General features: G+C 36.3%; 17 protein-coding genes. 15 read left to right on the top strand and 2 right to left on the bottom strand.

What is annotated here, in order from left to right; all coding sequences use genetic code 11:
* Positions 1–230: 230 nt before the first annotated feature.
* A complete protein-coding gene (locus MY533_RS21900) occupies positions 231–1523 on the top strand; it encodes an adenylosuccinate synthase (RefSeq protein WP_132362521.1) in 1293 nt (430 codons plus the stop codon).
* 48 nt (positions 1524–1571) lie between these two features.
* Here the strand turns inward: MY533_RS21900 and MY533_RS21895 are convergent, their stop codons facing one another.
* Positions 1572–2384 (bottom strand): YitT family protein, encoded by an 813-nt coding sequence (locus tag MY533_RS21895; RefSeq protein WP_248719274.1) that lies wholly within the window; start codon positions 2382–2384, stop codon positions 1572–1574.
* Positions 2385–3386: 1002 nt separating this feature from the next.
* Between MY533_RS21895 and yycF the strand changes: the two genes are divergently transcribed.
* From yycF to rlmH, 8 genes are all read left to right on the top strand, one after another.
* Positions 3387–4100 carry a response regulator YycF gene (yycF, locus tag MY533_RS21890; protein ID WP_049662630.1) on the top strand — a complete coding sequence of 238 codons (714 nt, stop codon included), beginning with the start codon at positions 3387–3389 and terminating at the stop codon, positions 4098–4100.
* Positions 4101–4106: 6 nt separating this feature from the next.
* Complete coding sequence (gene walK, locus MY533_RS21885) at positions 4107–5972, top strand: cell wall metabolism sensor histidine kinase WalK (protein WP_132362525.1); 1866 nt, start codon at positions 4107–4109, stop codon at positions 5970–5972.
* Complete coding sequence (locus tag MY533_RS21880) at positions 5969–7288, top strand: YycH family regulatory protein (RefSeq protein ID WP_248717556.1); 1320 nt, start codon at positions 5969–5971, stop codon at positions 7286–7288. Before walK ends, MY533_RS21880 begins: the two co-directional genes overlap by 4 nt.
* Entirely contained in the window at positions 7275–8102 is an 828-nt protein-coding gene (locus MY533_RS21875) for a two-component system regulatory protein YycI (RefSeq protein ID WP_132362529.1), read from the top strand. Before MY533_RS21880 ends, MY533_RS21875 begins: the two co-directional genes overlap by 14 nt.
* Positions 8102–8890 (top strand): MBL fold metallo-hydrolase, encoded by a 789-nt coding sequence (locus tag MY533_RS21870; protein WP_248717555.1) that lies wholly within the window; start codon positions 8102–8104, stop codon positions 8888–8890. Before MY533_RS21875 ends, MY533_RS21870 begins: the two co-directional genes overlap by 1 nt.
* 157 nt (positions 8891–9047) lie before the next feature.
* Positions 9048–10349, top strand: coding sequence for a S1C family serine protease (locus tag MY533_RS21865; RefSeq protein WP_248717554.1), 1302 nt, complete (start codon positions 9048–9050; stop codon positions 10347–10349).
* A 396-nt stretch (positions 10350–10745) separates the two neighbouring features.
* Entirely contained in the window at positions 10746–10910 is a 165-nt protein-coding gene (locus MY533_RS21860; protein WP_248717553.1) for a CxxH/CxxC protein, read from the top strand.
* A 90-nt stretch (positions 10911–11000) separates the two neighbouring features.
* A complete protein-coding gene (gene rlmH / locus MY533_RS21855) occupies positions 11001–11480 on the top strand; it encodes a 23S rRNA (pseudouridine(1915)-N(3))-methyltransferase RlmH (RefSeq protein WP_248717552.1) in 480 nt (159 codons plus the stop codon).
* A 62-nt stretch (positions 11481–11542) separates the two neighbouring features.
* Here rlmH and MY533_RS21850 read toward each other — a convergent pair whose 3' ends face one another.
* A complete protein-coding gene (locus MY533_RS21850; RefSeq protein ID WP_248717551.1) occupies positions 11543–12172 on the bottom strand; it encodes a hypothetical protein in 630 nt (209 codons plus the stop codon).
* Between the two features lie 304 nt (positions 12173–12476).
* Between MY533_RS21850 and MY533_RS21845 the strand changes: the two genes are divergently transcribed.
* From MY533_RS21845 to MY533_RS21820, 6 genes are all read left to right on the top strand, one after another.
* Complete coding sequence (locus MY533_RS21845) at positions 12477–13079, top strand: glycerol-3-phosphate responsive antiterminator (protein ID WP_248717550.1); 603 nt, start codon at positions 12477–12479, stop codon at positions 13077–13079.
* 281 nt (positions 13080–13360) lie between these two features.
* On the top strand, positions 13361–14482 hold the full coding sequence (locus MY533_RS21840; RefSeq protein WP_248717549.1) for an ABC transporter ATP-binding protein: 1122 nt from the start codon (positions 13361–13363) through the stop codon (positions 14480–14482).
* Positions 14479–15417 (top strand): carbohydrate ABC transporter permease, encoded by a 939-nt coding sequence (locus tag MY533_RS21835; RefSeq protein WP_248717548.1) that lies wholly within the window; start codon positions 14479–14481, stop codon positions 15415–15417. The genes MY533_RS21840 and MY533_RS21835 overlap by 4 nt, the downstream gene beginning before the upstream one ends.
* 2 nt (positions 15418–15419) lie before the next feature.
* Positions 15420–16232, top strand: coding sequence for a carbohydrate ABC transporter permease (locus tag MY533_RS21830; protein ID WP_371873372.1), 813 nt, complete (start codon positions 15420–15422; stop codon positions 16230–16232).
* Between the two features lie 97 nt (positions 16233–16329).
* Positions 16330–17664 (top strand): ABC transporter substrate-binding protein, encoded by a 1335-nt coding sequence (locus MY533_RS21825; protein ID WP_248717546.1) that lies wholly within the window; start codon positions 16330–16332, stop codon positions 17662–17664.
* Positions 17665–17742: 78 nt separating this feature from the next.
* Positions 17743–18555 (top strand): glycerophosphodiester phosphodiesterase, encoded by an 813-nt coding sequence (locus tag MY533_RS21820; protein WP_256469490.1) that lies wholly within the window; start codon positions 17743–17745, stop codon positions 18553–18555.
* The last annotated feature ends 206 nt before the right edge of the window (positions 18556–18761 follow it).

Here is an 18761-nt window from a genome sequence, read left to right as displayed (position 1 = left end):
TTCCTTCTTTTAGAGGAACTCAACGTTGGACATTACACCAAGACGGAATTAATCTGAATGTTCGATAATATTCATACCATTCTGTTATTAAACACGAACGTTGAATCATATTTTTTGATTTTATGTTCGTGTTTTTAAGTATTTTTGTTGACTAGGCGTTTCTATCATTGATACAATAATTAACGGCTTAAAAATTGAGATACAAATGGTATCTAACGGAGGTGCTGACTATGACATCAGTTGTAGTTGTAGGAACACAGTGGGGAGACGAAGGAAAAGGTAAAATTACGGATTTCCTTTCACAAAAAGCTGATGCAATCGCTCGTTTTGCAGGTGGCGATAATGCAGGACATACAATTAAATTTGATGGTGAAACTTATAAGTTACATTTAATTCCATCAGGTATTTTCTATAAAGAGAAAACTTCAGTAATCGGAAATGGTTTGGTTGTTAATCCAAAGTCATTGGTTACTGAGCTTAGAGGCTTACAAGAGCGTGGCATTGATACAGATAATTTACGAATTTCTAATCGTGCGCATGTTATTTTGCCATATCATATTAAGCAAGATATCGCGGATGAGGAAAGCCGTGGCGATAAAAAAATTGGTACGACTTGTAAAGGGATTGGACCATGCTATCAAGATAAAGTAGCACGTATTGGTATCCGTATGGCTGATTTACTAGACAAGGATGTATTTGAAGAAAAACTACGTCAAAATTTAGCAATTAAAAATAAGTTATTTGAGAAATTTTACGAAGTTGAAGGCGTAACATTTGAAGAAATTTTCGAAGAATACTACGGCTATGGACAAGAAATCGCAAAATATGTAACTGACACGTCTAAAATCTTAAATGATGTACTAGATGAAGGCGGCAAAGTGTTATTTGAAGGAGCACAAGGTATTTTACTTGATGTCGATCAAGGTACGTATCCATTTGTAACATCTTCAAATCCTGTTGCTGGTGGAGTAGCGATTGGTGCTGGTGTTGGTCCTTCACGAGTGACAAGTGTTATTGGTGTATCTAAAGCTTATACGTCTCGTGTTGGCGATGGACCGTTCCCAACTGAATTATTTGATGAAGTAGGTCAACAAATCCGTGAAGTTGGTCGTGAATACGGTACAACAACTGGCCGCCCACGTCGTGTAGGTTGGTTTGATACGGTAGTTGTGCGCCACTCACGCCGAGTAAGTGGTATTACGCATCTTGCGCTTAACTCAATCGATGTTTTATCTGGTTTAGAAACAGTTAAAATTTGTACAGCGTATAAGTATAAAGATGAAACGATTACTGAGTATCCAGCAAATCTTCATATTATTGAACAATGTGAACCAATTTATGAAGAGCTTCCAGGCTGGTCAGAAGATGTTACAGGCTGCAAAACATTAGAAGAGCTACCTGAGAATGCACGTCGCTATGTAGAACGCGTAAGTGAATTAACGGGTATTGAAATTGCTACTTTCTCTGTTGGTCCTGCACGTGAACAAACGAACGTTTTAGTGGATGTTTGGGAAGCGAAATAAATATAAATCAAAAAGGGACGTGCCATATACGGTACGTCCTTTTTATCATTAGTGAATATCTCTTTTCTTGAAGCGGCCACCTCTAACCTCTGCAATATTACCAATTGCTAGGAATGCATGATCATCAATTTCAGCGACGATTGATTTAAGCTTGGATTCCTCTAATCGGGTAATGATGGTAAAAATAACTTTTTTATCGTTCCCTGTATAAGCCCCCTCGCCATAAAGGAAGGTTACACCTCGACCGAGTCGGTCCATAATCGTTTGCCCAATTTCATCAATTTCATCACTAATGATATAAACGGATTTTGATTCCTCCATGCCTTGAATGACGATATCAATCATTTTATAGGCAATATAGTATGCTAGGATAGAGTACATGGCTTGTTCCCATGTGAACACAAATCCCGCTACCGCAAAGATGAGTAAGTTGCAGAACATAATAATTTCACCAACGGAAAACGGTGTTTTACTATTAAATAAAATAGCTAAAATTTCTGTCCCATCTAATGAGCCACCATAACGAATGACAATGCCGACACCAATACCTAAAATCATGCCACCAAAAACTGTGGCCAATAGCGTATCTTGAGTAAACGGGTTTAGATTATGTAAGAAAAGCGTTGTTAATGAGAGTACTGTAATTCCGAGCCCTGTGGAAAGTGCAAAGGTTTTACCGATTTGTTTATAGCCTAAAAAAATGAAAGGTAAGTTTAAAATGAAGATGAAAATACCAAGAGGTAAATTTAATAAATGAGAAGTAATAATGGAAACACCTACGATTCCACCATCCATAATGTGGTTTGGTACTAAAAATAGCTCAAGCCCTAGTGCCATAATGACTGCACCTAATGCCACCATAATGGTCCTAATGATAAGTTTTCGAACGGGATTTTTACATTGAGGCTTTCTTACTTTAGGGGTTATTTCAGATGTTTGTAAAACATTCAAATTAATCGCTCCATTCAACTAATGTATCTAATCTCTATTTTATCAGAATATTAAAAAAGCAAAAAGTCATAAGGCTTGGAGTAGAGGTTGAGCGGCTGAGGGTCTAGATACCTCGTGAAAAGTACAAGACTGGAGCAAAATCTACGTCTGAAACTATACTTTTTAATAGCTATAAAAATAGGAATGATGTAACAATTAGTAGAGAATTAATACATTTACATTACAATAAGATGAAAACAGTTAAACTGTATTTTCTTTATGGTACAGTATATTGGTGCAAAAACTATTAGTGGGTAATTAATACTACGATAGAAAAGGTGGAAGGTGCTTTGCTGTCACCTATCATAAGAGGTGGTAGGGAAAATCTGTTAGGGGAATTATAGGCACTACTAGAAATCCATCAGGTACACATCTACACTTTGAAGTTAAGAAAAAGGATTCGTTAGAAAAACCATTATCATATGTAGGGCGTTAATCAATTCGAATAGAAGGCAGTCCAAAATAGGGCTGTCTTTTTATATACTTCGTATGTAAATCTATGTTATTTCCCGAGAAATATTTGTCGAAATATAATTTCTGTAGCGAAAGCAAAGCGATAGTTACAGGAGTATCCGCCTCCAACTTTGTACTGTTGCTGTCGCATAGACAAAACACCGTGCTGAAGCTGTGTTAGTACTACTCCTTCGCACAAGCCTTTCGGCGGATGTCACGGGTTCGGAAGGGAATGCTTAGTGCAAGCACGAGGGCCAATTCCGGATGCAATTTGTCGAGGGATAATGGATTATAACAATATCGTAAAATGTCTTAGGATTTAGAATAATGCATAGAAGTTAAAAGCATGGTAGAGTTAGAGTAGTGACTTTAAAAATACAATCGTTTAAAAATAGATAAAAAGCGAAAGGGAGAAAAAATATGGACAAGACCATTTTAGTTGTTGACGATGAAAAACCAATCGCAGATATTTTACAGTTTAATTTAATAAAAGAAGGCTACAAAGTTATTTGTGCTTATGATGGAGATGAGGCACTAGAGAAGGTTGAGGAAGAACAACCAGATTTAATGCTTTTAGATATAATGTTACCGAAGCGTGATGGGATGGAAGTTTGTCGAGAAGTACGAAAAAAATATGATTTCCCTATCATTATGCTAACTGCAAAAGGGTCTGAGATTGATAAAGTATTAGGACTAGAAATGGGCGCAGATGATTATGTGACAAAGCCATTTAGTACACGTGAGCTTATTGCACGTGTAAAGGCAAATATGCGTCGCTTACAGGTAGTAGCTCCTACTGCCGAAGAGGTTGAAGAAGAGTCCAATGAAATTGTAGTAGGTTCGCTTGTTATTCAGCCAGATGCTTACTTAGTATTGAAACGTGATGAAGCAATTGAACTAACACACAGAGAGTTTGAACTATTACATTACTTAGGGAAGCATATCGGTCAAGTAATGACGCGTGAACATTTACTACAAACTGTGTGGGGTTATGATTATTTCGGTGATGTACGAACAGTAGATGTAACAATTCGTCGTTTACGAGAAAAAATAGAGGACAATCCTAGTCATCCGGCTTGGATTGTAACACGCCGTGGTGTAGGTTATTATTTACGAAATCCTGAACAGGAGTAACAAGGAATGCAGAAAGTTAGCTTCTTTAAATCAATTCATGTCAAGCTAGTACTAATTTATATTTTGCTAATCCTACTTGCTTTGCAAATAATAGGAATTTATTTTGCGCGTGAATTAGAGCAAAATTTAAAAGACAACTTCCGACAATCCATTTTTCAACGTGTCGATTTAATGCAATATAGCATTCGTGAAGAAATGTTAAAAGAGCGCGATGAAAGTATGCCAACTCTTGAAGAGAGCTTGAAAACGATTGTTATGGAATTTTCCACAGGGTTGAAGGAACTTTCTAAAGGAGATATTTTAGAAATCCGTGTCATCGATAATAGGCAGCGTATTCGCGCCACATCTGAGATAGACAATCAAAGTTTGATTGGACAGCGCTCGAATAATGACCTCGTACGCCGTGCTATCTCTGCAGAAACATTATTTGAAAACATTAAACTGGATAATAAAACAAGAAATCGAGTGTGGGTGTTAGCTTCGCCAATTCGAGATGGTGCAGGACCTGATGATGAAATTATAGGGGTACTCTATATTGAGGCAAATATTGAATCTGTTTTTGAACAAGTGAATGACATTAACCGTATTTTCCTTGGTGGTACAGCAGTGTCCTTAGTCATTACTATCTTTTTAGGAATCTTAGTGGCACGAACAATTACACAGCCAATTTCAGATATGCGTAAGCAGGCTCAAGCGATGGCAAAAGGTAACTATTCTCGAAAAGTGCGGGTTTATGGTACAGATGAGATAGGGCAGCTTGCTATAACCTTTAATCATTTAACAAATCGCTTGCAGGAGGCGCAATCTACTACTGAGGCGGAACGGCGAAAGCTCGATTCGGTCCTTAGTAATATGACGGATGGCGTTATTGCAACAGATCGAAAAGGGCGTATTATTCTTATTAATGACCCCGCACTAGAGCTGCTGCATATTTCAAGAGATATTACATTAGGCCGACCGATTGCATCTGTTTTAGGAATTGACCAAGAGTATAGTTTTGAGGATTTAATTCACATGAATGATGCAGTGAATTTAAATTTCAGTACAGCAGACGCACCGTATATTTTACGTGCGAATTTCTCTGTTATTCAAAAAGAAACGGGCTTTATTAATGGTCTAATTACCGTACTACACGATATTACGGAACAGGAAAAAATAGAGATGGATCGCAGGGAATTTGTATCAAATGTGTCACATGAATTAAGGACCCCGTTAACGACGATGCGCAGTTATTTAGAGGCGTTAGCAGATGGTGCATGGAAAGATGAAAATATTGCTCCAACATTTTTGAATGTCACACAAACAGAGACAGAGCGTATGATCCGCTTAGTAAATGACTTATTGCAGTTATCAAGAATGGATAGTTCAGATTATGAACTGAATCAAGACATTGTTCTCTTTAATTCATTCTTTAACCGTATTATCGATCGTTTTGAAATGTCTAAGTCAGATAAAGTGATGTTTGAGCGTTTATTCCCAGAGGCATCTTATTATGTAGAAATCGATACGGATAAGGTGACACAAGTTATCGATAATATTATTTCTAATGCTATTAAGTATTCTCCTGATGGCGGTAATATTCGCTTTGGCTTTACAGCGCAAGGAGATATGCTAAAGGTTATGATTTCCGATGATGGTATGGGAATTCCTAAGGAAAATGTAGGACGTATTTTTGAGCGTTTCTATCGAGTGGATCGAGCTCGAGCTCGTTCTATGGGAGGCACTGGTCTAGGGCTAGCTATTGCCAGGGAAATGATTGAAGCTCATGGAGGTAAAATATGGGCTGAAAGTGAAGAAGGGCATGGAACAACGGTTTTCTTCACATTACCACTTAATTTAGATGATTTTGACGAGGCAGGTGAGTGGGAATGAAATATATAGAACCAGTTAAATCAGTTGTTTTATTCCTACTCGTTGTGCTAAGTGTTGTTTTAACCTTTATGATTTGGACATACACGCCAGATTATAAATTTATTGAACAGACTGAAGGAAAAGAAATTTTAATCGGACCACAAAAAAAACCGGAGGATGTAATTCGTCCTTATAAAGCTATTTACCGTTTTGATAAAGAATTTACTGGAACAGTATCTAATGGTGCAATGGTAGATATTATGGAAGCGTTTCATGGGTGGAATATCCTAGATTTAATGCCTATGGACACTAATCTTAAGGCGGACACTGTAAACAATATGATTCGTTCTAATAATTGTATGACCGTCTTTTTCCCTGGTGAGATTCCTTACTCTGCCTTTAACACGATTTTTCAGTTCGCCGATAAGGAGCTACCTGAAACAACCTTCAATCGTATGATTATAGATTGGAGCAATTATAGTAGCAAATATTTACAGGTCTTTTTCATTAGTGGCAATAATGAATTATTAATGCGTTCACGTGTAAGTCTAGAAAATGCTAATCAATTTGTAAGAAATATTATTGAGCCAGCGAAAACATACAACACTTTTAAAGAAGTGGAGCGTGATGGCTTTACCTCACTATATATTGCAAATGATAAAATTGAATCTGCAAAATATACGTATTTTATCGAAGAGAAACCTGAATTATTTAAAAATGTGGTATTTACAAATCTAAACAATGTCGTGCGCACTGATGAAAGTGCAACTACTGAAAAATATCACGATGGCATGTCACGGATGGTGATTGATTCGAAGGTGAAATCATTAACCTATGTATATCCAGCTGCAGAAAGTAGTGTAAGAATAGAGCCTTCTAAGCTCTTTACGGATAGCTTTGAATTTATCAATGAACACGGAGGTTTTACAGATGATTATCGCTTAGCCTCAACAAGTACAAGCAATAATCAATTGGATTATCAGCTATATTTACATGGATTACCAATTTATAGTGATCAGGCTATAAACCGAATTACAACCGTGTGGGGAGATAATCGTATGTTCCGCTACAAACGTCCATACTTTTCTTTTGAGAAAGATATTCCATCCGAGAAAGAGATGAAGGAACTTCCGTCAGGAGCGGAAATCGTTGAAAAGATTAAAAAGCTAGATCACATTGCTTTATCAGATATAGATGATATTGTTGTGGGTTTCTATTTAACCTATGATCAAACCACAATAGTGACATTAGAGCCATGCTGGTTTGTTATTCGTAATGGTATATCGACAAAACTGACGCCTGAAATATTAGGAGGTGTCAAAAATGGATTGGAATAGAACAAAGTCTATTTTTATATTCGTTTTTTTAATCTTAAATATCTTTTTGTATTGGTTATATTTAAATCGCTATAATGAAGCGCAGAGCGTAGAAATACTAGGTGAAAAAACAATAGAAGCCCGTTTGAAAGATGATAATATTACTTATGGACCACTGCCGAATAGTAATGAATCAGCTTCTTACATTACAGGAAAAGTGCATAATTTTAAAAATATTGTTAACGATGATAATCAGCGAGTAAGTTTCACTGATGAGAAACATGCACATATACGTGTTAATTTTATTAACCCTGTGAAATTACGAAATATAAGTGATGATGCAAGCTTTACCGATTTTGTCCATACAAACGTTAAAGATGGAGATTCATATGCACTATGGAAGGTAGATCGTGAGGAACGAGTCGCAATCTTCTTCCAAAAGAAAAATAATCGAATGTTCTATTATAATGATAGTGCCTTATTAAAAGTACAGTGGAATTTAGAAAACGAAGTGACAATGTATGAGCAGACAATGATTGATAATATCGAAGAGATGGAGCAGCAGGAAACGGTCATACCACCACTTCAAATTTTCCAGACACTTTATAATAAAGGGCTATTAAAATCAGAATCGCGTATTAAACATGTGAAGTTAGGTTACTCGACATTTAGTAATTTAACGCAAACGCAAGTGTTGATACCAACATGGGAAGTACAAGTGGAATTACCGGACGGAGAAATAGAAGAGTACTTCGTGGATGCTATTGATGGAAAAATTATTGAAATCCAGGGAGATAAGCAAAAGGCTGAAGAGGAAGACTGGGGAGTTGAATAATGCGATTTAGTGTTTTAGCAAGTGGCAGTACAGGAAATTCGATTTATGTAGAGAATGACGAGCATGCATTTATTGTCGATGCGGGTCTTAGTGGCAAAAAGATGGAGCAACTATTTACAAAAGTCGACCGCAATATGAAACAGCTAAGTGGCATTTTCGTTACACATGAGCATAGTGATCATATTAAAGGAATAGGTGTATTGGCACGAAAATATCATGTACCTGTTTATGCTAACGCCAAAACGTGGCAGGCGATGGACGGGCTAGTTGGCGATATACCTTTAGAGCAACGTTTTGAATTTGAAATGGATACTGTAAAGCATTTTGGTTCATTGGCTGTTGAATCTTTTGCGGTATCACATGATGCAGCAGATCCAATGTTTTATAGCTTTCATGAAAATGGGCGTAAGCTTGTTGTTATTACGGATACAGGCTATGTTAGTGACCGTATGAAAGGGATTATTCGTGGTGCTGATTCCTTTGTATTTGAAAGTAACCACGATGTGAATATGCTGCAAATGGGGCGTTACCCATGGTCTATAAAACGTCGTATTTTAAGTGATGTAGGGCATGTTTCAAATGAGGATGCAGCCATCGCAATGAGTGAAGTAGTATTTGAAAAGCCAACAAATATATATTTATCACATTTAAGTAAAGATAATAATATGAAAGAGCTTGCACGCATGAGTGTTACACAAACTTTGCAATCTTGCGGCATAATTGTCGGTGAGTATTTAAATTTATTTGATACAGATGCAGAAGAGCCGACGAAGTTAGTAACCGTTTAATGATAAAATATCGAGGCTGTTCAATGACATTTACAGAAAATGCATTGAACAGCCATTTTTATGTCCATTTTATTTATTTTTCATCTGATTTTAATGTTTGAATTGTAATATTAGGGTAACAACTAGCAAATACTTAATAAACGAAAGGATGAGGTAAATGGGCTATTTTCAAGATGATGATAAAAATAATGATTTATTAAAAAATGATGAAATACAGAAGTCACCTCTTCAGGAGCGACTCGAACAAGAGGAGCGAGAAACGCAAGAGAAGCGTTATAAAAAGAAAGGCGGTGGCGGAGGTAAAGGTGGTTATTTATTTACCGGTTTTATCGGCGTTATCATCGGCGCTTTACTCGTTTGGCTCATGATGCCTGGACTGGTCAATCAAATGCCAGGTACAACAACAAGTAGCGCAAGTAATGAAAATGGAACAACCATTAATCAGGTTGCAACAGAAGTGACAACTGACGTTACAAAAGCAGTAGATAAGGCTTCAGGGGCAGTTGTAGGGATTACAAATATTCAAGAAGTGTCAACTGGCGGATTCTGGAGTCCACGATCCTCATCAGAACAGCCTGCGGGAAGCGGTTCAGGTGTTATTTACAAAGTTGAAGGTGATAAAGCGTTTATCGTGACAAATAACCATGTTATTCAAGATGCAAAGCAGTTAGAAGTTACAATGCCTGATGGAACGAAAGAAGTAGCACAAATAGTTGGGCACGATGTTTGGACAGACTTAGCGGTCATTTCAATCAGCTCTAAAGATGTTAAGACAGTAGCGACATTTGGTAACTCAGATGTATTAAAACAAGGTGAAACAGTAATTGCAATTGGTAATCCACTTGGCTTAGAATTCTATGGCTCTGTTACTACAGGTGTTGTTTCTGGTAAGGATCGTTCTGTACCAGTTGACATAAACGGTGATGGTACTATAGATTGGCAGCAAGAAGTATTACAAACAGACGCAGCTATCAATCCTGGTAATAGTGGTGGTGCACTTGTAAACCTTGCTGGTGAATTAGTCGGTATTAACTCCATGAAAATTGCGCAATCCTCTGTTGAGGGTTTAGGCTTCTCAATTCCGATTAACTCAGCAATTCCAATTATCGAGGAATTAGAGAAAAATGGTGAAATGAAGCGTCCAACAATGGGTATTTCATTAGTAGACTTAACGGATGTTCCGTCATTCTACCAACAAGAAACGTTAAAATTACCAAGAGACGTAACAACAGGTGTTGTTATTACAGATGTTGTGTCGAACTCTCCAGCTTCAAAAGCAGGCGTTAAACAATACGATGTTATTGTTGAAATGGATGGCAAAAAAATCGAAACAGCAATCGATTTACGCAAACATTTATATAACCACAAAAAAATTGGTGATAAATTAACGATAAAAGTATACCGCCAAGGTAAATTAGTGGATCTATCACTAACATTAACAAATAGCGATTCATTGTAAATTAAAATTCAGTGGGGATGATAGGGTCCCCACTGATTTTTTGTTGTTGAGTCAATGATAGTAAGGTGTCATATTAAAGTATAGCTCTTCAGCAAAACTTATGTGCAAAAGCGACAACAACAATGCTATAACTCTGTTTTGCTCAAGCTTGGTGAGTAGTGAGAACGAGTAACCTCCTCTAAGTTAGAATTCACCTAGCCGCAATGCTCACTGAATGATTTAGAAAATATTGTGGATAACTAGAAAATTGTGAATAATAACATATACAGTGCGAGTGGCGATAGAAAGCCTATTCTTCCATACTCGCCTGACCTTTGTTACAATGGATTGTGGATAACATAGACTGAATTGTGAATAAGTTTGTGGAAATTTCGGAAAATAAGAAGAGGTGCAAAAATGGAAAAATACAGCTGTGAAAACCATATAGAACACGCTTTAGACATGTTTGTGGCTGAGCAAAAAGAGTTCCCAATTATGGATAAAATCGAAGAGGGTGAAAAGTTATCCACAAAATGTAGCTACTGTGAACGACCTGCAGAATATCTTGTATCAAGTAAATAACTTTACACAAGATATAGGAATCACTTGTGGATATGTTGATAACTTTTGTGGATAATTTGTTTGTAAATGAAATGTAAAGGTGGATAACGTGTGAATATAACGATTGTATCAGTCGGAAAACTAAAAGAAAAGTATTTAAAAATGGGAATAGATGAATACGTAAAACGCCTCGGTGGCTACGCAAAGATGGATATAATTGAAGTACCAGATGAAAAAGCGCCCGAGCAGCTAAGCGAAGCAGAGATGGAAATTGTAAAGAAAAAAGAGGGTGAACGTATTCTATCTAAAATCAACCCAGATACATACGTTATCGCCTTAGCCATTAATGGCAAAATGAAAACCTCTGAACAAATGGCGGCAGATCTTGAATCCCTCATGACCTACGGCAAAAATAAAATCGCATTCGTCATCGGTGGCTCCCTTGGCTTACACGATGATGTGTTGAAACGTGCTGATGAGAAACAATCCTTTGGAAAAATGACATTACCGCATCAGCTAATGAAGCTTGTTTTGGTGGAACAGATTTATAGAAGTTTTAGAATTATGAAGGGTGAACCTTATCATAAGTAAGTACGGTTTTAAAAAAGAACCACCAAAAACGTTGAAGTGTCAGCGTTTTTGGTGGTTTTCATTTATACAAATTCAATAATGTCAGTTTTAATAAATGAGGGTAGTAACTTTTGTACATTTTCTAATGTTGAAAAGCGATTTTCGTTTGAAAAAATATCTGTACCTTTGAAGTCATCACTAAATAAAAAAGCGGTTGTTGGTTCGTTAAAATGAATGCAAATGGTCTCCTCTATCGAAGCATTTATCCCATCTGTACGTTTCGCGTCCCAAATTTTGCTTTCTATCATAAACATGTCTTTTCGATTTGACCAAATAGAGCTCATACTATAATTATGCTGCCAAATCATGATAGGAATTAGACGCATTAGTTCTTGATGATTTATGATAGTAATCATTAAATAAGTGCTCTTTTTTGATTGATAAAATACTTCAAATGGTAGCTGTGCATCATGTAATTCTTGTAGAATCTCTTCAATAATTTCTTTATTACTCTGCTTGAATAAATAATAAAGTGGAAATGGGGCTAAGCTTTCTGTAAATAGAGCAAGTTGTTCGTCTGTATAGTCTGGATAATACATCTCGCCAATATTAATGGCATATTGAATGCCTTCATTTATAAAAAATTGATAGCCCCCAGTTGAAGGTTCATTTTCATAATACTTTTTGGGTAAAAAGCCAATCCCTAAATTCATTACAATCACATCCATAGATTATAGTATAAATCTGATTAGAAAAAACGCACTTATACATGTTACGGAGAGTCCTACCCATAAGTAGATGAGTTCCTATTCAAGAAGGACTTTCAGCGTTAGCAATTAGGTAAAGTCCAATCTCCAAAGAGCATATAAAGGAAATTGGACTTCTCTTTAGTGGGAATGGGAATTGTTTATCATTGGCCGTATCTTTCCTTTTTATCAGCTAGGCTTTACAATGACATTGAAATAAAGACATGTAACATCGTTCAACAGAAGATGTTTCAAAGAGAGGAATTTGTCTATGGAAAAATACGTCGTAGGGCAAGTTTTGCAAGAAAGGTTAGAAAAGCATAAAATGGTGGCAGCGGTAAAGGATCCAAAGTATATTGAACGAGCTATTAAGTATAAAGAAAATTTAAGCGCGGTATTATTAATGACGGGAACGATTTTAACAGTAAAGAGATATGTAGATTTCATACAGTCTGAGGGGCTTCCAGTTATTTTACATGTTGAAAAAATAGGTGGATTAGAAATGGATCGTGCTGGAATTGAATTTATAAAAAGAAATGTTCAGCCGTCCGCAATCGTCACAACGAGGACTGGAATTATAAAAAAGGCAAAATCAAGCGGACTTTTTGTGATTCAGCGAATATTTTTAATTGATACGGATGTTTATAATAACTTAGTGGAGGATGCTAGTCAGGTTCGCTCCGATATCATTGAGATTATGCCCAGTCGAGCACCAGAATTTATAAAAAAGTTAACAAATGTGTTGTCAGTCCCTATTATAACAGGTGGATTATTAAACAAACCTGAACATGCTAAGGAAGCACTCGAGAATGGTGCCGTTGCGATTTCGACGTCAAACTCAGAAATGTGGAAAATGAACTTAAATGAATTATAATCAAAATTTACATATCATTAATACTTACTTAATACACACCGTCTATATTATAAGTATAAAGTGAATAGACAAATGGTGCGAGCAGAGAGACCTCAAATACATGTATATGAAGATATACATATATTTGAGGTCTCTCTTTTTTGTTACACTGTGCATTTTCTATAATCATGACCAAAGGAGTTTGCCATGTGGAAAAATAACATCAAGGTATTGATTTTTGATATGGATGGAACGCTCTATCAAGATAGTTATAAATAGTAAGGAAAGAAGGAGATTAGTAAATGACGTACGCTGAACTGGTTAATCTTTCAAAATCATATGATAAAAAGTCTCATGTATTAAGTGAAATAAACCTTGCCATTAATAAGGGGGAGTTCTTTGTTTTAGTCGGACCTTCTGGTTGTGGGAAAAGTACTTTATTAAGAATGATTGCGGGATTAGAAGAAATAACTGGGGGTGTACTAAAGATCAATGATGAAGTAGCTAATCATCTGCCTCCTAAACATAGAAATCTATCAATGGTTTTCCAAAATTATGCACTCTATCCTCACTTAACCGTCGAACAAAATATTCTTTTTGGTTTAGATATTAAAAAAATTGATAAAAAAGAACAACAAAGAAAACTCCAAGAAACGGCAGAAATGATTGGATTAAGTGAATTATTGAAAAGAAAACCGAGGGAACTATCAGGTGGTCAAAGACAAAGGGTGGCCCTAGCTAGAGCAGTTGTAAGTGAAGCGCCACTTTGTTTAATGGACGAACCGCTTTCTAATTTAGATGCTAAATTGCGTGCACATATGCGTGTTGAGATTCGCAAATTACAAAGAGAATTGGGACTTACGATGATTTATGTGACCCATGACCAAGTGGAAGCCATGACGATGGGCGACAGAATTATGGTGTTAAATGACGGGACAATTCAGCAAGTTGGGAAACCGATTACGTTATATAACGAACCGGCAAATACATTTGTCGCCTCTTTTATCGGTTCTCCAAAGATGAATATGGGAAAAGCTGAACTATCCGTTGAGAAAAAACAAATTATGGTTGAAGGTAAGCTTACGTTTAAATTAAGTCCATCAGACTTAAGAAATATACCATCAGCCAAAAAGACAACGATTGGAATTAGAGCAGAACATATATATCCGGCAGCTGAACACGAAGCAACGCATAAGTTGAATGTTGTAGGTGTAGAGCAACTAGGAAATGAAACGATGATTGTTTTTGAAGAATTAGGAGGCCAATTATGGAATGCTAAATGGCCAGGGCAATGGATGATTTATCCGGGTGATAAAGTTCCAGTTATAATATCCGTGCAACATTTTTGTTTCTTTGATTTCGAAACCGGTCAATTATTACAAGCTGCCTATAAAGAGCAGAAACAAGAGGTCGTTGCACAATGAATCACGAAGCTGCATTGATGGTTGAACATAATCAAGTTCATTATGAGAGGATAAAAAAACAACAGCGTAGGGAAAATTTCGTAAAGGGATTGCTATTCTTATTACCATCCATCTTTTTATTTAGTGTTTTTATCTTTTATCCAATGATTCGTACAATCTATTTAAGTTTCTTTTTAACCAATCAAACGGGTGCCACAACGGTTTTTGTCGGCATACAAAATTATCTAGATCTTTTTACATCTCCGATTTTTATGAAAAGTTTGGGGTCAACCTTTCTATTTGTTCTATACACCTTGCCAGGTACGATTATCATAAGCTTATTTTTGGCGGTTATGGCCAATGAAAAGTTAAAAGGTATTGGTTTTTTTCGGACGATTTTCTCATCTACAATGGGAGTTTCTGTAGCCGCTGCGTCTGTATTTTGGTTGTTCTTATTTCATCCTAGTATTGGATTTTTTAATAAATTATTAGTGACATTTGGTTTTGACAAAATTGGTTGGTTAACAGATTCGTCGTGGGCACTCCTTTCCGTTTCATTATCTACGGTTTGGATGAATATCGGCTTTACCTTTTTAATTTTACTTGGCGGTTTACAATCTATTGATTCTCACCTTTATGAAAGTGCCGATATTCATGGCGCCAGTTATTTTTACAAATTGCGTCGGATTACGATTCCTATGCTTTCTCCGACCCTATTCTTTGTGACGACTGTGTCCATCATCAATGCCTTTCAAACCTTTGGTCAAATCGATATGTTGACTAAAGGGGGACCAAGTAATGAAACGAACCTAATCGTTTACTCAATTTATCGTGAAGCCTTTGTGAATTATCAGTACGGATCAGCCAGTGCACAGGCGGTAATTCTATTTATTATTATTTTAATTATGACCGTGATTCAGTTTAAGCTCGGAGAAAGGAAGGTCCACTATCAATGAGGATGTCTCTTTCCAAAAAAATTATCTTATACATATTACTCACAATTTCAGCGCTGGTCATCTTTCTACCTATCATTTTGGCTTTTTTAATGAGCTTTATGAACAATCAAGATGTCATGTTAGGTAAAATCATACCTTCTACTTGGACAATTGAGAATTATGTGAAGGCATTTGAACGCTTACCATTGCTGAAATTTTTATTGAACAGTTTTATTAGTTCCCTGTTGATCATGATTGGTCAGTTAGTTTTATCTAGTTTAGCAGCTTACGCTTTTGTGTTTCTAAAATTTAAAGGTAGAGATGTGATATTCTACTTGTTTATTGCAACGATGATGATTCCATTTGAAGCATCCATCATCCCGAACTTTCAAACGATTAAAGGGATGAATTTAATTGATACATATCCAGGACTAGCCTTGCCCTTTTTGGCTACAGCATTTGGTACATTTTTATTAAGACAAACCTTTAAACAAATTCCAAAAGAACTGAAAGAAGCGAGTGAAATTGCAGGTATGGGTGATTTTAAATTTTATTTAACTGTCGTTTTACCTGTCGCCAAAACAAGCTTAGTTACCTTAGGGATTTATGGCTTCTTATCCGCTTGGAATATGTACTTATGGCCGCTTCTATCCACAACAAATGATACTGTACGAACCGTTCAAATTGGCTTAAAGCAATTACAATCACAGGAAACAGTCAATCAATGGGGAGTTGTCATGGCAGGTGCCATGATTGTGGCTATCCCTACGTTGCTTTTATTATTCTTTGGTCAGAAGAAACTGCAAAAAGGGTTAGCTGAGGGTGCGCTTAAATAATTGGCTTTGTTAATGAATCAACACTCCTATTTAATAAAGTCCAATCATTATCGGTTTTAAGAATATCAATAGATAAATAATCTAAAGGAGAGATATCATGAAGAAAAAGCTTTTATCCTTATCTATGGCAAGTTTATTATTGATCGCGGCAGGATGTAGTTCAAGTAATGCAAGTAATGAGGCTGCAACAAAGACAAAGGAACAAACAGTCGTAACATTTTGGCATTCGATGAATGGTGTACCTCAAGAAACATTAAATAGTATTGTTGAAGAATATAATAAAGCTCAAGATAAAGTTCAAGTGAATGCAGAGTTCCAAGGAACCTATGAAGAGTCATTACCGAAGTTTCATAGTGTTGCTGGAACAAAAGATGCACCAACAATGATTCAAGTGCAAGAAATCGGGACAATGTCAATGATTAATAGTGGTAAAGTCGAACCGATTCAAAAATTTATCGACGCTGAAAACTATGATATGAGTGGACTGGAAAAAAACATCATAAATTATTATAAAGTGGATGGTCAATTCTACTCCATGCCATTTAACTCATCAACACCTGTCATGTACTACAATAAGGATGCTTTTAAAAAGGCAGGGTTAGATCCTGAAAAAGCTCCTCAAACGTTTGAAGAAGTGGAAGCAGCAAGTAAGAAAATCGTTGCAAGTAATGATCATATGAAAGGGTTCGCCTTACAAGCATATGGCTGGTTATTTGAAGAATTATTAGCCAATCAAGGTGGATTGCTAATGAATAACGACAATGGTCGCACCGCAACACCTACAGCAGTAGCATTTGATAATGAAAAAGGGAAATCAATCTTTGAATGGGCGAAAAGAATGAATGACGATGGAACTTTCGCCAATTATGGAACAAACTCTGATAATATGGTTTCAGGTTTCTTAGCAGGCGATGTTGCTATGTTCTTACAATCTTCAGCTTCTTCAAGAGATGTTATTGATAACGCACCATTTGAAGTAGGTGTAGCATTCCTCCCTCACCCTGAAAGTCAAGACCGCCAAGGTGTAGCAATTGGAGGAGCAAGTTTATGGATGTCAGGTGGTAAAGATGAGGAAGAACAAAAGGCAGCATGGGCATTTATGAAATATTTGCAAACGCCAGAAGTACAAGCTAAATGGCATGTAGGAACAGGTTATTTCGCCATCAACCCAGCTGCTTATGATCATCAAGTCGTTAAAGATGCTTATAAAAAAATGCCGCAATTACAAGTTTCTGTACAACAACTTCAAGCAACAAAACCATCTTATGCGACACAAGGAGCATTAATGGATATGATTCCTCAAGAACGTAAAATCATAGAAACGGCACTTGAAACAGTATATAACGGTGGAGGCGTAGACGAAACCTTTGATAATGCGGTTAAACAAGTGAATGCAGCCATCGAACAATCAAACGCAGCAAGAGGTAAATAAATTTCCATAATAAAAGATTACGGTAATAGACGTTGAGATTACTCTCTATCTCCTTGTCCAAGAAAGGATCTATAGCTTATGAATCATACGAAAATTTTTGGTCATCGCGGGAGTATGGGGACTATGCCAGAAAACACATTATTAGGATTCCGTCATGCATTGGATTTAGGTGTAGACGGTATTGAGCTTGATGTGCAACTAACAAAAGATGGAGAATTAGTCGTGATTCACGATGAAGAAATTGATCGAACGACAGATGGTTCTGGCTATGTTAAAGACTATACTTTAGCCCAATTAAAACAGTTTAGTACAGGTATTAAATTTTCCCACTTCGCGTTGTTTGATAAAAATGTTTGGAGTAAAGAGAGGATACCGACATTAAAAGAAGTTTTAGAATTAATTGTCCCCTATCAGATTGAGTTAAACATAGAATTGAAAACGAATATTTTCCCGTACGATGGTATTCAAGAAAAAGTGATAGCAACAGTTAATCAATTTGACTATGCTGATAAAGTAGTTTACTCATCGTTTCATTTACCTTCTATTCTAAAATTAAAACAAATGGAACCTAGTGCAAAAATCGCTTGGTTATTAGAACATGAGCTGAGCCACCCTGCTGAATACGTTAAAAGTTTATATTTAGAAGGACTACACCTTCATAAGAATTTATTATTGAATGGTGTATATGATAAAAAAAGTGGCGCTGATTTTAATATCCGAGTGTGGACTGTTAATGACGGAAAAGAAATGGAACAACTATTAAAAATGAATAACGTAGAAACCATTGTAACGGATTTTCCGATGGAAGCTATTTCTTTAAGAGCTAATAAGTATTTATCGATAATAAGTGATGACAAACAGGCAATGGCTTTTCCTAAAGCCTCTAAGTAAGTTACTTGTAGTCTATTTAAAACTTTTGATTAAATTTAAAGAAAAACGAAAAGTCTGATCAAAAAAGCGTTACTACCGATTGCTAAGCAGTTATTGCCAATTTGTTTTAAACTAAGTTTAACAAGTTCTCACAATGACCATCTATAGAGATAAAGATCTTATATACTAGGAAAGTATAATATAAACGAAAAATAAGCTGTATAGAA

Origin of the sequence: Lysinibacillus sp. Ag94 (genome assembly GCF_023242215.1) — a bacterium.
Taxonomy (GTDB): Bacteria; Bacillota; Bacilli; order Bacillales_A; family Planococcaceae; genus Lysinibacillus.
The sequence above is the reverse complement of the archived record's forward strand: the minus strand, read 5'-3'. Positions and strand labels throughout refer to the sequence as shown.